This is a genomic window from Massilia sp. 2TAF26 (genome assembly GCF_052115005.1).
GTDB lineage: Bacteria > Pseudomonadota > Gammaproteobacteria > Burkholderiales > Burkholderiaceae_D > Telluria.
Window position 1 is genome coordinate 69,912 of the sequence record NZ_JBFRFV010000020.1, and the last position, 13,341, is coordinate 83,252.

10 protein-coding genes are annotated in these 13,341 nt (G+C 67.6%); 4 read left to right on the top strand and 6 right to left on the bottom strand.

Features of this window, described 5'->3' with window-relative positions:
• Positions 1–7: 7 nt before the first annotated feature.
• The 5 genes from AB4Z32_RS19445 to AB4Z32_RS19465 all read right to left on the bottom strand — a co-directional run bounded on the left by AB4Z32_RS19445 (position 8) and on the right by AB4Z32_RS19465 (position 6,016).
• Positions 8–232, bottom strand: a complete 225-nt coding sequence (locus AB4Z32_RS19445; RefSeq protein WP_442123510.1) for a hypothetical protein — start codon at positions 230–232, stop codon at positions 8–10.
• A 151-nt stretch (positions 233–383) separates the two neighbouring features.
• Positions 384–602 (bottom strand): hypothetical protein, encoded by a 219-nt coding sequence (locus AB4Z32_RS19450; RefSeq protein ID WP_442123511.1) that lies wholly within the window; start codon positions 600–602, stop codon positions 384–386.
• Positions 603–680: 78 nt separating this feature from the next.
• Positions 681–1,034, bottom strand: a complete 354-nt coding sequence (locus tag AB4Z32_RS19455; RefSeq protein ID WP_442123512.1) for a hypothetical protein — start codon at positions 1,032–1,034, stop codon at positions 681–683.
• A gap of 219 nt (positions 1,035–1,253) precedes the next feature.
• On the bottom strand, positions 1,254–3,830 hold the full coding sequence (gene cphA / locus AB4Z32_RS19460) for a cyanophycin synthetase (RefSeq protein ID WP_442123513.1): 2,577 nt from the start codon (positions 3,828–3,830) through the stop codon (positions 1,254–1,256).
• Positions 3,831–3,844: 14 nt separating this feature from the next.
• Positions 3,845–6,016: a cyanophycin synthetase gene (locus AB4Z32_RS19465; RefSeq protein ID WP_442123514.1), complete on the bottom strand. Its 2,172-nt coding sequence runs from the start codon at positions 6,014–6,016 to the stop codon at positions 3,845–3,847.
• 292 nt (positions 6,017–6,308) lie between these two features.
• Between AB4Z32_RS19465 and AB4Z32_RS19470 the strand changes: the two genes are divergently transcribed.
• Together AB4Z32_RS19470 and AB4Z32_RS19475 are read left to right on the top strand one after the other, a co-directional pair.
• Complete coding sequence (locus tag AB4Z32_RS19470) at positions 6,309–8,594, top strand: cyanophycin metabolism-associated ABC transporter (protein ID WP_442123515.1); 2,286 nt, start codon at positions 6,309–6,311, stop codon at positions 8,592–8,594.
• Positions 8,594–9,064: a cyanophycin metabolism-associated DUF1854 family protein gene (locus AB4Z32_RS19475; protein WP_442123516.1), complete on the top strand. Its 471-nt coding sequence runs from the start codon at positions 8,594–8,596 to the stop codon at positions 9,062–9,064. The genes AB4Z32_RS19470 and AB4Z32_RS19475 overlap by 1 nt, the downstream gene beginning before the upstream one ends.
• A 2-nt stretch (positions 9,065–9,066) precedes the next feature.
• Here the strand turns inward: AB4Z32_RS19475 and AB4Z32_RS19480 are convergent, their stop codons facing one another.
• Positions 9,067–10,665: an ATP-binding cassette domain-containing protein gene (locus AB4Z32_RS19480; protein WP_442123517.1), complete on the bottom strand. Its 1,599-nt coding sequence runs from the start codon at positions 10,663–10,665 to the stop codon at positions 9,067–9,069.
• A gap of 280 nt (positions 10,666–10,945) precedes the next feature.
• Here AB4Z32_RS19480 and AB4Z32_RS19485 point away from each other — a divergent pair, with 280 nt between their 5' ends.
• Both AB4Z32_RS19485 and AB4Z32_RS19490 read left to right on the top strand, forming a co-directional pair.
• A complete protein-coding gene (locus tag AB4Z32_RS19485; protein WP_442123518.1) occupies positions 10,946–12,196 on the top strand; it encodes a glycosyltransferase in 1,251 nt (416 codons plus the stop codon).
• Positions 12,197–12,270: 74 nt separating this feature from the next.
• The gene (locus AB4Z32_RS19490) at positions 12,271–13,338 is read left to right on the top strand and encodes an SDR family oxidoreductase (protein ID WP_442123519.1); all 1,068 of its coding nucleotides are present in this window, start codon (positions 12,271–12,273) and stop codon (positions 13,336–13,338) included.
• Positions 13,339–13,341: the final 3 nt, after the last annotated feature.

Below are 13,341 nucleotides of genomic sequence, written 5' to 3' on the forward strand. Positions count from 1 at the left end.
GGCGGATTCACTGCCCGCATTGCCGCCGCCACTCGGGCTTGGCCAGCACCCGCAGCGCCGTCGCCAGATCGATATGCTGATGCTCCAGCGCCTGCGCCGCCGCGTGGACGCTGCGCGCTCGCAGCGCGTCGCGGATCTTTTCCGCCGTGACGAGGTCGGTGCGGCGTTCGCCCAGGGTGTCGCTGCGCGGAATACGCGAGCGGCCGTGATCGTCGATCCATTGGTAGCTCATATCTGCCTCCGTTGTTGAAGTTTCATCATCGCGCCTTGTTGAGTTGGCAACTTAGCGGACGTCAACGAAAGACGGGGCTTCAAGCAACGAAGTCCTGCCCGGCAAATGCCGGCGCAGGACTTCGAAAAATAAAGAGGGGAAGCTTGACGATTCAGGTGCCGGGGCCGTTCTCGCGCCGCTTGCCGCCGCGGTCGTCGTTGGTGCCGGCCAGCACCCGCAGCGCCACCTGTACGTCGACTTGCAGATGTTCCATTGCCATCGCCGCTGCCTGGACGCTGTCCGCGCGCAGGGCGTCGCCGATGTCCTTGGCGGTGCGCTCGTCGATGCGGCGCTCGAAGCTGCGTTTGCCCGGATACATTCTGGGGATCATGTTTGCCTCCATGGTAGTTGTCGCTAGAGGCATCTTCGCGCATTTGCGCATAGGAAAAATTAGTTATCGTCAAGAAATCTACGACAGGCGGACGTTGGTCAGGATGAGCCAGGCCACCGTGATCACCACCATGCCGGCCAGGGTCACGCAGCTCCAGGTGAAGAACCAGGCGGACAGCAGCCCTGCCTGCAGCACTTTCTCGAACAGCAGGCCGAGGGCGAAGTCGAAGGCCGTCAGGAAGGACCAGCGGCGCAGGTAGACCGGCAGGTAGCGGCTCATCCGGCGGTTGTGCTGGAAGGCGGCGTGGCGTTCGATGCGGGTGCGCGCGGCGCTGACGTCGCGGAACAGCCAGTCGAAGAAGAGGAAGCGGTAGAGCAGGGAGCGGAAGGGGAGTTCCGGGGCTTCTTCGCTTGCTTGCTTGTCAATGGTCATGATCTCACTGCCTTGCCGGTATCGTGATCGGTCAATGGTAAGGCATGACGCGTTTGCGGCTGGTGCGATTGCCAACTGAATCGTGTGGGACGGGTGGTGTGCGAGCAAACTTGGGTCCCCGTCTTCGCGGGGACGACGAGGTGAGGCGCGGGGACGACGTGCTTACGCAAACGAAAATGGGCGCCGAAGCGCCCATCGTTCAACCAACATCGGTCGGGTTCAGACTTTCGCTTCCGCCACCCGCTTGCCGATATGCGCCAGCGCCTCGTCCACCTGGTCGATCAGGATCAGCGACAGGTCGCCCGGCTGCAGCAGCTCGAGTGCGCGGTCGATGGCGACGAATTCGCCCCTGATCTCTTCGATGCGGCTGGTGCGGGGCGCTTCCCGCAGGCCTTCGCGCAGCAGGGCCACGACTTCGCCTTCGGAACGGCCGCGCTGGCACTGGTCTTCGTAGAGCAGCACGTCGTCGAAGGCGCGGCCCAGAATGCGGGTCTGGTCGCGGATGTCTTCGTCGCGGCGGTCGCCGGCGCCGCTGATCACCACCGAGCGGCGCTTGGCCGGCATGGCTTCGACGGCGTTGCTCAGGGCCTGGATCGCGTCCGGGTTGTGGCCGTAGTCGGCGATCACGGTCGCGCCCTTGTAGTCGAACACATTGAAGCGGCCCGGCGCGTTGTCGCTCTCGCCGACGAAGGTCTTCAGGCCGGTGCGGGTGACGTTCCAATCGATGCCGACGGCCCAGGCCGCGGCCACCGAGGCCATCACGTTCTCGACCTGGAAGCCGATCACGCCGCCGCGGGTGATGGGCACCTCGGACAGCGGGATCCGTTCTTCGGCCTTGCCCTGCGCCGCCACCAGATGGCCCTCGTCGACGTAGACGATGCGGCGGCCCTGGGCGCGGTGCTTCTGCATCAACGGCAGCGAGCAGTCCATCGCGAAGTAGGTGACGTCGCCGCGGGTGTTCTCGGCCATCGCGGCGACGATCGGGTCGGCCGCGTTCAGAACGGCCATGCCGCCCGGCGCCACGTTCTGCACGATCACGCGCTTGAGTACGGCGAGGTCTTCCAGGGTGGTGATGTAGTTCAGGCCGAGGTGGTCGCCGGCGCCGATGTTCGTCACCACCGCCACCTGGCAGCGGTCGAAGGCCAGGCCTTCGCGCAGCATGCCGCCGCGCGCGGTCTCGAACACGGCGGCGTCGACGTCCGGGTGCAGCAGCACGTTGCGGGCGCTGCGCGGACCGCTGCAGTCGCCGCTGTCGATGCGGCGGCCCTGGATGTACACGCCGTCGGTGTTGGTCATGCCGGTGCGCAGGCCGGAGGCGCCGAGCAGGTGGGCGATCAGGCGCACGGTGGTGGTCTTGCCGTTGGTGCCGGTCACGGCCACCACCGGGATGCGGCCGTCGTCGCCGGGCGCGTACAGCGTGTCCATGATGGCTTCGCCGACCGCGCGGCCCTTGCCGAAGGACGGCGAGATGTGCATGCGCAGGCCGGGCGCGGCGTTGACTTCGACGATGCCGCCGCCCTGGTCTTCGATGGGTTTCAGCACGCTGTCGCACACCAGGTCGACGCCGCAGATGTCGAGGCCGACCATGTGGGCGGCGGCGATGGCGCGCGCGGCCACTTCCGGATGCACGTCGTCGGTGACGTCGGTGGCCGAGCCGCCGGTCGACAGGTTGGCGTTGTTGCGCAGGGTGACGCGCTGGCCTTTCGGCGGCACGGATTCGGCGTCATAGCCCTGCTTGGCCAGGCTGGCCAGGGCGATGTCGTCGAAGCGGATCTTGGTCAGGGAGGTAGCATGGCCGCTGCCGCGGCGCGGATCGAGGTTGACGGTGTCGACCAGCTGGCGCACCGTGTGCACGCCGTCGCCGACCACGTGCGGCGGGTCGCGGCGGGCCGCTGCGATCAGCTTGTTGCCGATCACGAGCAGGCGGTAGTCGTGGCCCGGCAGGTATTTTTCGACCAGGATGTCGTCGCGGAATTCGGACGCCGCATGGAAGCCGGCGGTGAGCTGTTCGCGTGTGTTGACGTTGACGGTCACGCCCTTGCCCTGGTTGCCGTCCTTCGGCTTGATCACGACCGGCAGGCCGATCTCCTGGGCGGCGGCCCAGGCGTCATCGGGATCCACCACGACGCGGCCCAGCGGCACCGGCACGCCGGCGGCGTCGAGCAGCTTCTTGGTCAGTTCCTTGTCCTGGGCGATGGTCTCGGCGATGGCGCCGGTGGCGTCGATCTCGGCGGCCTGGATGCGGCGCTGGCGGCTGCCCCAGCCGAACTGCACCAGGCTGCCTTCGGTCAGGCGGCGGAAGGGGATGCCGCGGGCGACGGCGGCGTTCACGATCGAGCCGGTCGAGGGGCCGAGGCGCACGTCTTCGTCGAGTTCGCGCAGCTGGTGGAGGGCGCCGTCGAGGTCGAAGGAGCGGTCGTCGCGCGCAGCCTGGATCAGCTGCCCGGCGAGCGTGAGCGCCAGGCGGCCGACGTCTTCTTCGCTGTACTCGACCACGACCTGGTAGATGCCGCGCTCGACGGTGGCGGTGGTGCGGCTGAAGGTGACCGGGCAGCCGGCCTGGGCCTGCAGGGCCAGGGCCGCCACTTCCAGCACCTGGGCCAGCGGGATGGTGTCGTCATGCCCGGTCGGCTGCAGCGGCCAGATCTGTGGGAACAGGGCGCGCAGGCGCGCTTCGAAGCCGGGCAGGGCGCTGATCGATTCTTCGTCCGCCGTGCAGGAGACGATCGCCTCGACCGACGTGTGATGGCTCCAGAGGTTGGGGCCGCGCAGGGCCCGGACGCGTGATACTTCCATAAAACTCGAATCCTTTATTTGTTCTCGAAGCTGCGCAGACCGGCGCAGATCAGGTCGGTCGGCACATCCAGCGCCCAGCTTGCGGCGGCGGCGGCCAGCACGGCTTCCGGCTGGCTCGCCGTGGCCGGCTTCAGCTTGGACAGGCCGAGCAGCGGTGCGTCCTCGCTGCCCTGGGCCAGCACGATGTGCTGGTCGCGCAGGAAGGCGACGCGTCCGCCGCCGGCGCGGTGCCGCTTGATGACGTCGTTGTTTTCGTCCACTGCATAGAAGATCACGGCGCCGTCGGACAGTCCGGCCAGTTGCACGACCTGCGGATCGGCGGCGTTCAGCACGGCCGCGCCCTCGGACAGCACGACGTCGACCTGGCTGCGCACCACGTTGAACAGGGCGTCGTCGTCGCGCACATACAGGTCTTCCACCTCCGCCACCCGGCCCAGGTCGGTCACCACGCCCACCAGGCAGCGGTCGTAGGGCAGGCCCTCGGACAGGATCGCGCGCGCGTTCGATTCGAACACGGCGGCCTGCACGTTGCGGTTGATGAGGAGGCGCTGGGCGGCGTCGAAGCGGGTGGAGTCGGCCGCGCTGACGCGGCGCTGGTCGAGGAACAGGCCATTGCGATTGGCCACGCCCACGTGCTTCCCGGACTGGAACAGCACCATGCCGACCAGGTTGGCGACCAGGCTGGCGTCGGCGCTGCCGGTCACGCCCACCACGGGGATGCGGCCGCACTCGCCGTCCACGCAGCCGGCGTCCGCGAACAGGTGCTCGACGATGGCCTTGCCGACTTCGCGCGGCTGGCCGGTGGCCGGCTTGATGTGGGCCAGCAGGCCGGGGCTGGAATTGACTTCGATGATGGCGCCGCGCTGCTCTTCGAGCGGGCGCGAAATGTCTTCGCATACCAGGTCGATGCCGGCGATGTCGAGACCGACCACGCGCGCGGCCAGCGCCGCCACATAGGCCACGTCCGGGTGCACCTCGTCGGTGACGTCGTCGGCGACGTTGCCGTTCGGCTGGATCAGCACTTTCTGGCCGGCTGGCGGGACGGATTCCGGGCTCAGGCCCTGGCGCTGCAGGTCGAGCTTGATTTCGTCGTCATTCGGATTGACCAGGCCGAGCGGGTGTTCCTCGCTCTCGCCGCGGCGCGGATCGATATTGATCTGGCTGTTGCACAGCGCGATGACGTTCGACTTGCCGTCGCCCGTCACGAACAGCGATTCGCCCTTGGCGGCGGCCACGACCTTCGAGCCGACCACCAGCAGGCGGTGCTCGTTGCCCGGCACGTAGCGCTCGACCAGCACGGCGCTGGAGTCGCCCGCTTCGGCGGCGATCGCATAGGCGGCTTTCACGTCCGCTTCGTTCATCAGGTTGAGGGTCACGCCGCGGCCGTGGTTGCCGTCGACCGGCTTGACCACCACCGGCAGGCCGATGTCCTCGGCTTCTCCCCAGGCGTGCTCGGCGCTGCGCACGACGCTGCCTTCCGGCACCGGCACGCCACAGGAGGCGAGCAGGGTCTTGGTGAGGTCCTTGTCGCTGGCGATGCTTTCGCCGATGGCGCTGGTGCGGTCGGTTTCGGCGGTCCAGATGCGGCGCTGGGCGGCGCCGTGGCCGAGCTGTACCAGGTTGCCTTCGGTCAGGCGGATCGAGGGGATGCGGCGCTCGGTGGCGGCATCGACGATGTTGGCGGTCGAGGGGCCGAGGCAGTAGCGGTCGACCAGTTCGGTCAGTTCAGCCACCGTGGTCTTCATGTCGAAGGGGGTGTCGTTGATGGCGGCCATCAGCAGCTTGTGGCCGGCCTGGAGGGCGGCGCGGCCGACCACTTCGTCGCGCGTGCGGAAGGCCATCTTGTAGATGCCGTAGTCGACGGTGGAACGGGTCTTGCCGAAGCCGGTCTTCATGCCGGCCAGGTTCTGCAGTTCGAGGACCACGTGTTCGAGGATGTGACCGGCCCAGGTGCCGTCGCGCAGCCGTTCCAGGAAGCCGCCGCGTTCGCCGACGCCGCAGCGATGTTCGATCAGCCCCGGCAGCCAGGCGGTCAGCCGCTCGTTGAAGCCGGGGAGGGTGTTCGAAGGACATTCTTCGAGCTCGCCGATGTCGAGCCAGGCCTCGATGACCGGGCGGTAGGTCCAGATGTTCGGGCCACGCAAGTGGGTTACACGAAGAATCTTAATGTCTTTCTTGTTTGTCATGAAAAATATCTTGCCCCGCAGTGACCGCTCACTCACCGCTCGGCGTTGCCTTATGTTTGTGCCATTACACCATGGTCTGCCCCACCGGGGAGGCCCATTTGCTGCAGTGCACATGTTGTATACTTGCGGGAACGAAGCTTACCGCGCTGAACCGAATTCTGCCAGTCACGCCCCGCCGATAGAATACCGTACGCCTGTCAACCGGCGTGCCATGCTCAGCGTTCCATCCCAATGACCTTGACGACCTTGCGGTCGCCGCGCAGTTCAGCGCAAACCCTGTTTCCAAAAGCACATGACGAATCAACAACTTGTTCCTTCCGCACCGCTGGCGGTCACCGCCAGTTTCCTGCCTGAGCACTGGCAGGCGGACGTCCAGAAAAAGCTTGCGCCAGGGGAAAACGTTTTAAGCGCCCTTGAGGTTGACCTCGACGCGAAATTACGTTTCACCAAAGGGATACTGGTCGTTACCAGCCTCCGTCTACTGACTCTCAGCCCCGGCGACAAGCACTGGCGCGACTGGCCTTACCGGGCCGGCCTGGCCCTGCGTCATTACGACCACGCCGGCGTCGGCCACATCGAGCTGGTCGACGCCAACGGCCTGCTGGCGTCCTGGCGCTTTACCCTCGGCCAGAACCTGCAGGCCATCCGCCTGGTGGACCAGTTCCACGACCAGGTCGAAGGCTATCTGAGCGGCGTCGCCGTCCAGCCGCCCGAGCAGCACACCTGCCCGAGCTGCAAGGCGCCGCTCGAGCCGGACCAGGAAGACTGCCCGATCTGCACCAAGGTGCTGCACACCCCGCCGTCGACCTGGACCCTGTTCCGCCTGTGGCGCTTCGCCATGCCGTACAAAGGCCAGCTCCTGGTCGGATTCTTGCTGATGCTGGCGAGTACCGGCGCACACTTGATCCCGCCATATCTGACGATGCCCCTGATGGACAACGTCCTGATCCCTTACCAGAACGGCAAGCAGATCGATACGTCGCTGGTCTATATGTACATGGGTGGCCTGTTCGGCTCCGCCATCCTGGCCTGGGCGCTGGGTTGGGGCCGTACTTATATCCTGGCGCTGGTGTCGGAACGGATGGGCGCGGACATGCGCTCGGAAACCTATGAGCACCTGCTGCGCCTGTCGCTGGAATTTTTTGGCGGCAAGCGAACTGGCGACCTGATGAGCCGCATCGGCAGCGGCTCCGACCGCATCTGCGTGTTCCTGTCGCTACACCTGCTGGACTTCCTGTCCGACGTCCTGATGATCATCATGACGGGCGTGATCCTGTTCTCGATCAACGCCAAGCTGGCCCTGATCACCCTGGTGCCGCTGCCCTTCATCGCCTGGATGATCCACGTCGTGCGCGACCGCCTGCGCACCGGCTTCGAAAAGATCGACCGCGTCTGGGGCGAGGTCACCAACGTGCTGGCCGACACCATTCCCGGCATCCGCGTGGTGAAGGCCTTTGCCCAGGAAAAGCGCGAGGCTTCCCGCTTCCGTGAAGCGAACAAGCACAACCTGGCCGTCAACGACAAATTGAACAAGGTCTGGTCGCTGTTCTCGCCGACCGTGTCGCTGCTGACCGAACTGGGCCTGCTCGTGATCTGGTGCTTTGGCATCTGGCAGATCAGCCGCGGCGAGATCACCGTCGGTACGCTGGCCTCCTTCATCGCCTACAGCGGCCGCTTCTACGTGCGCCTGGATTCGATGAGCCGCATCGTGTCGGTGACCCAGAAATCGGCCTCCGCCGCCAAACGCATCTTCGACATCCTCGATCACGTGTCGAGCGTGCCGGACCCGGTCAATCCGGTGAAGCTGGACAAGGTCGACGGCAATATCGAGCTGCGCGAAGTCGGCTTCCGCTATGGCAACCGCGCGGTCAACCGCGGCATCTCGCTGAAGATCAAGGCCGGCGAGATGGTCGGCCTGGTCGGCCATTCCGGTTCCGGCAAGTCGACCCTGGTGAACCTGATCTGCCGCTTCTACGACGTGGCCGAGGGCGCCATTCTGCTGGACGGCAAGGACGTGCGCTCCTTCGCCGTGTCCGACTACCGCCGCCACATCGGCCTGGTGCTGCAGGAACCTTTCCTGTTCTTCGGCACCATCGCCGAGAACATCGCCTACGGCAAGCCGGATGCGACCCGCGAACAGATCATCGCCGCCGCCCGCGCCGCCCACGCCCACGAGTTCATCCTGCGCCTGCCGCAGGGCTACGATTCGATGGTCGGCGAACGCGGCCAGGGCCTGTCCGGCGGCGAGCGCCAGCGTATCTCGATCGCGCGCGCCCTGCTGATCGACCCGCCGATCCTGATCCTCGACGAAGCGACTTCGTCGGTGGACTCGGAAACCGAAAAAGAGATCCAGAAGGCGCTCGACAACCTGGTGCAAGGCCGCACCACGATCGCGATCGCGCACCGGCTGTCCACGCTGCACCGCGCCGACCGCCTGGTGGTGCTGGACCGCGGCGTGGTGGTCGAAGAGGGCAACCACGACGAACTGATGGCGAAAGAAGGCGCCTACTACCGCCTGTACGAGGCGCAGGCGCGCAACGTCGACCAGGATCCGGACGACTCCAGCCAGGAAGATTGATGATGATGACTGCTTTTGAATTACGCCGCGACGCCTTCGGCAAGCTGGTGCTGAAGAATAAGGAGGGCGAGGAATTCGTCGGCGTGGCGCCGGTGCGTTCCTTCCCGGTGCAGGCCCCGACCCGCGGCATCTCCCTGGTGCGCGAAGGCGGCAAGGAAGTCGGCTGGATCGACGACCTCGAGACCATGCCGGCCGAGATCCGCAAGCTGGTGACCGAAGAGCTGGAAGGCCGCGAATTCATGCCCGAGATCCAGTCGATCAAGGGCGTGTCCAGCTTCGCCACGCCCTCCACCTGGACCGTCAGGACCGACCGTGGCGACACCGAATTCGTGCTCAAGGGCGAAGAAGACATCCGCCGCCTGGGCGCCTACTCGCTGCTGATCGCGGACAGCCACGGCATCCACTTCCTGATTCGCGACATGTTCGCGATCGACAGGGGCAGCCGGAAGATCCTCGACCGCTTCCTGTAGTCTCAGCGCCAGCCCTCCGGCGTCCAGTCGATCCGGTGGCTCGGATCGAGCCGCGCCAGGAAGCGCTCGTCGTGCGACACCACCACCAGCGCTCCCGGCCACGACCGCAGCATCGCTTCCAGCGCCTCGATGCCCTGCAGGTCGAGGTGGTTGGTCGGCTCGTCCAGCAGGAGCAGGCGCGGCGCCGGTTCGCGCAGCACCGCGCACAGCAGCGCCCCGCGCATCCTTTCCCCGCCGCTCAGGCTGTCCGCCGGGCGCAGTACGCGGTCCTGCTTGAGGCCGGCCAGGGCCAGGTACTGGCGCAGCCGGCCGTCGTCGTGGCGGGGGGCGGCGCTGCGCAGCTGGTCCAGCAGGCTGCGCGCCGGATCGAGCAGGGCCAGGTGCTGGTCGAGCAGCACCGAAGATAAGGTGCGGCAGCGGCCCGACAGCGGCGCGATCTCGCCCGCGATGGTGCGCAGCAGGGTCGACTTGCCGCAGCCGTTCGGTCCGCGGATGGCGATCCTGGCCGCGCCGTGCGCGCTCCAGTCCAGCGGCTGGCGCGGGCCCCAGGACGCCACCAGTTCTTCCAGCACCAGCGCGGCCTGGCCCTCCGGAATCTGCAGGTCCAGCATCGGAAAGCTGGGCTGCTCCAGGGCGCCGTCCAGCGCTTCGAAAGCCTCGTGCAGGTCCTGCTGCAGCTCCTGGCGGCGCTGCGCATGGCGTTCGGCGCGCGCGCCGTCCGTTTTCTCGGCGCGCTGCGGCAGGGCGTTGAGGACGATCTTCGGCTGGCCGCCGGCCGCCTTTGCGCGCGCGCCGCGGGCGTTCCTGCGCGCGGCGCGTTCGGCATCGAGCCGCATCGCCGCTTCCGCGGTCTTGCGTTCGACCCGTGCGCGCTCCAGCCGCGCGCCGGCCGCCGCCAGTTCGGCGCCGCGCTGCTGCTCGACCAGCGACCAGCCGCCGCCATAGCGCCGCAGTCCGCAGGCATGCACTTCCAGGGTGCGCTCGGCGTGCTCCAGCAGTTCGCGGTCGTGGCTGACCAGCAGCAGCCCGCGGCCCGCCGCGCGCCAGGCCCGCATCTGGTCGATGAGGAAGCGCCGCCGTTCGCGGTCCAGGTGGTTGCTGGGTTCGTCCAGCACCAGCAGGCCGGCCTCGCTGCAGAAGGCGCCGATCAGGGACAGCAGGGTGCGCTGGCCGCCGGACAGCGATTGCGGCGTCATGGCCTCGTCCAGCCCGGCCTGGTCCAGCATCGCCTGCCAGCGCGCTTCGAGGTCCCAGCGTTCGCCGATCAGGTCGAAGTCCTCATCGCGCGCGTCGCCGGCCGCCAGCCGCCGCAGCGCCTCCAGCGGCGCATCGAGTCCGGCCAGCTGCGCCAGGCTGGCGGCGAAGGTGGGGCCGGTCTGCTGTTCGACGTAACGGCTGGGGACGACGCGCTCGATACGGCCGCGTGCCGGCTGCGCAAGTCCGGCGACGACGCGGCCGAACGAGGACTTGCCGCTGCCGTTGGGGCCGATCAGGGCGACGGTCTCGGCTTTGAAGCTGTCGTGGATGTCCTGGAACAGGATGCGCCCGTCGGGGAGGGCGATGTCGACCCCGTGCAGGGCCAGGTGGTAGGGATGGGCCATGAGTACTCCTTGTAATGCGTCGAAGCCGCACCAGGTCCTTGCGAACGTGGCGATGAGGTTTCTGTGCTGTCGCGGCGGGCGCGAGAGCGGGCATTACAGGCGCATCGGTGGAATCCCCCTTGTATATGGATCAGTCATTTTAGCAGGATCCGCCGCACCTCATTGCCGAAATCCTGCGCCAACCGTGCTCTGGCCGCTTTTCGCGTAGAGTATGCCCAGCGCAACGCAAGGGATAGGAGGAGCGGGTATCGATACGCCAGCAGCAGGCAGGACGCATTTCGTGGTGGTCACCATCGGCTCGGCCGGCGACCTGTTCCCCTTCATGGCGATGGCCCTGGTCCTGCGGGATGCGGGCCATCGGATCAGCTTCCTTGCGCCGCAACAGCATGAACCCTATGTGCGCGGCACCGGGCTGCACTTCGTCGGCCTGCCCGCCGACCCGGCCGTGCTGCTCGACCCCGACCTCTGGCATCCGACGCGCGGCTTCGGGGTGGTCTGGCGCGCCACGCGGCCGGCTATGGCCGGGATCCTGCCTTTCGTCGACGCCTTGCCGCATGACGAAGCGGTGGTGCTGCTGGCGCATCCGCTGGCGCTGCCGGAGGCCGACCTGTGCCGGGGCGCGCGTCCCGGTTTGAAAGTGGCGGCGGCTTATCTGGCGCCGCAGAACCTGCCGACCGTCCACGACCCGCTGATGTTCGGACCATGGCCAGTGCCGCCCTGGGTACCGCCCGGGCTGCGGCGCTGGCTGTTGCGGCGGCTGGCGGCGCGTTTCATCGATCCGGTGGCGCTGGGCGAGGTGAACGCGGCGCGCCGGGCGCGCGGCATGCCGGAGGTGGCCGGCATGCTCGAGCACCTGTTCGCGGTGCCGGACCTGTCGGTGACCCTGTTTCCGGAATGGTTCGCGCCGACCCAGCCGGACTGGCCCAAGCCCTTGTACCGCGCCGACTTTCCCCTGTTCGACCCGCATCCGGACGCGGCCCTGTCGCCCGCACTCGAATGTTTCCTGGACGACGGGCAGGGCAGCGCGCCGGTCGTCTTCACCCACGGCACCGGCAACACCCAGTCGCGCGCCTACTTCGAGCATGCGCGCGCGGCGGTGGAACTGCTCGGCCTGCGCGCCATCTTCCTGACCCCGCACCGCGAGCAGCTGCCCGCCGAGCTGCCGCCTTCCATCCTGTGGCAGGACTACGTGCCCCTGCGCCGCCTGCTGCCGCGGACGATGGTGCTGGTCCACCACGGCGGCATCGGCACCACGGCCGAAGCCCTGCGCGCCGGTACGCCCCAGCTGGTGGTGCCGCTGGCGCACGACCAGTTCGACAACGCGGCGCGCGTGGCGGCGCTGGGCGTGGCCTTTCGTGCGAGGGCGCCGCGGCTCAACGGCGTGCGGCTGGCGCGGGCGCTGCAGCAGCTGCTGGGGGATCGGGAGCTGGTCCCGCACTGCCGCAAGATCAGCCGCCGCTTCGCACTCGGACATGGGCTGCAGGGCTTGCGCCTGCGCCTGGAAGCATTGGCCGGCCAGGCCAGCCGATGAGCCAGGGCAACGGCGCGCCAGCGAGCCGGGAAGCACGCAAGAATGAGGCATCGGCAAACATGGAAGGGATCACTATGCAACGAAGCGCACTGGTCGTCGGCGCCAGCGGCATCGGCGGCCGCTACACGGCACGCGAACTGCTGGCACATGGCTGGACCGTGTACGGACTGGCGCGCCGTCCGCCGCGCGACCTGCCGGGCCTGATTCCGGTGGTCGCCGACCTGCTCGACGAGGTCGGCCTGCAGGCGGCCCTGGCGGACGTCGCCCCGACCCACGTCTTCATCACGACCTGGATGCGCCAGGACAGCGAGGCCGAGAACATCCGCGTCAATGCCCTCATGGTGCGCAACCTTCTCGACGCGCTGTCGCCGAAGAAGTCGCTGCGCCACGTGGCCCTGGTGACCGGGCTGAAACACTATCTCGGCCCCTTCGAAGCCTATGCGAGCTCCGGCACCCTGCCGGATACCCCGCTGCGCGAGTCGCAGCCGCGGCTGCCCATCGAGAATTTCTACTACGCCCAGGAAGACGAGGTCTACGCCGCGGCGGCGCGCGACCGTTTCACCTGGACCGTTCACCGCCCGCATACCGTCATCGGCATGGCGGTCGGCAACGCCATGAACATGGGCACGACCCTGGCCGTGTACGCCTCGATCTGCAAGGAGACCGGCCGCCCCTTCCAGTTTCCCGGTTCGGCGGCGCAGTGGAACGGCCTGTCCGACGTCACCGATGCCCGCATGCTGGCGAAGCAGCTGCGCTGGGCCGCCGACTGCGATTGCGCGCGCGACGAAGCCTTCAACATCGCCAACGGCGACTACTTCCGCTGGAGCTGGCTGTGGCGCCGCCTGGCGGCCTGGTTCGGCGTGCCGGCGGCCGGCTTCAGCGGCACGGTGCAGCCGCTGGAAGGCATCATGGCGAACGATGCCGAACTGTGGGCCGACATGGCGCGCCGCCACGGCCTGCAGGAAGCCGATCTGAAGCGCCTGGCCTCGCCCTGGCACACCGACCTCGACCTCGGCCGCCCGCTCGAGGTGATGACCGACATGGCCAACAGCCGCCGGCTGGGTTTTTCGAACTGGCAGTCGACCGAGGATTCCTTCTTCGACCTGTTCACGGCCTTGCGGGCGGAGCGCCTGATTCCCTGATTC

What these genes read in the sequence shown, in the direction of transcription:
- AB4Z32_RS19470 (WP_442123515.1), top strand. Translation starts at nt 6,309, where the DNA reads ATGACGAATCAACAACTTGTTCCTTCCGCACCGCTGGCGGTCACCGCC.
- AB4Z32_RS19490 (WP_442123519.1), top strand. Translation starts at nt 12,271, where the DNA reads ATGCAACGAAGCGCACTGGTCGTCGGCGCCAGCGGCATCGGCGGCCGC.
- AB4Z32_RS19475 (WP_442123516.1), top strand. Translation starts at nt 8,594, where the DNA reads ATGATGATGACTGCTTTTGAATTACGCCGCGACGCCTTCGGCAAGCTG.
- cphA (WP_442123513.1), bottom strand. Translation starts at nt 3,830, where the DNA reads ATGGAAGTATCACGCGTCCGGGCCCTGCGCGGCCCCAACCTCTGGAGC.
- AB4Z32_RS19450 (WP_442123511.1), bottom strand. Translation starts at nt 602, where the DNA reads ATGATCCCCAGAATGTATCCGGGCAAACGCAGCTTCGAGCGCCGCATC.
- AB4Z32_RS19455 (WP_442123512.1), bottom strand. Translation starts at nt 1,034, where the DNA reads ATGACCATTGACAAGCAAGCAAGCGAAGAAGCCCCGGAACTCCCCTTC.
- AB4Z32_RS19480 (WP_442123517.1), bottom strand. Translation starts at nt 10,665, where the DNA reads ATGGCCCATCCCTACCACCTGGCCCTGCACGGGGTCGACATCGCCCTC.
- AB4Z32_RS19465 (WP_442123514.1), bottom strand. Translation starts at nt 6,016, where the DNA reads ATGACAAACAAGAAAGACATTAAGATTCTTCGTGTAACCCACTTGCGT.
- AB4Z32_RS19445 (WP_442123510.1), bottom strand. Translation starts at nt 232, where the DNA reads ATGAGCTACCAATGGATCGACGATCACGGCCGCTCGCGTATTCCGCGC.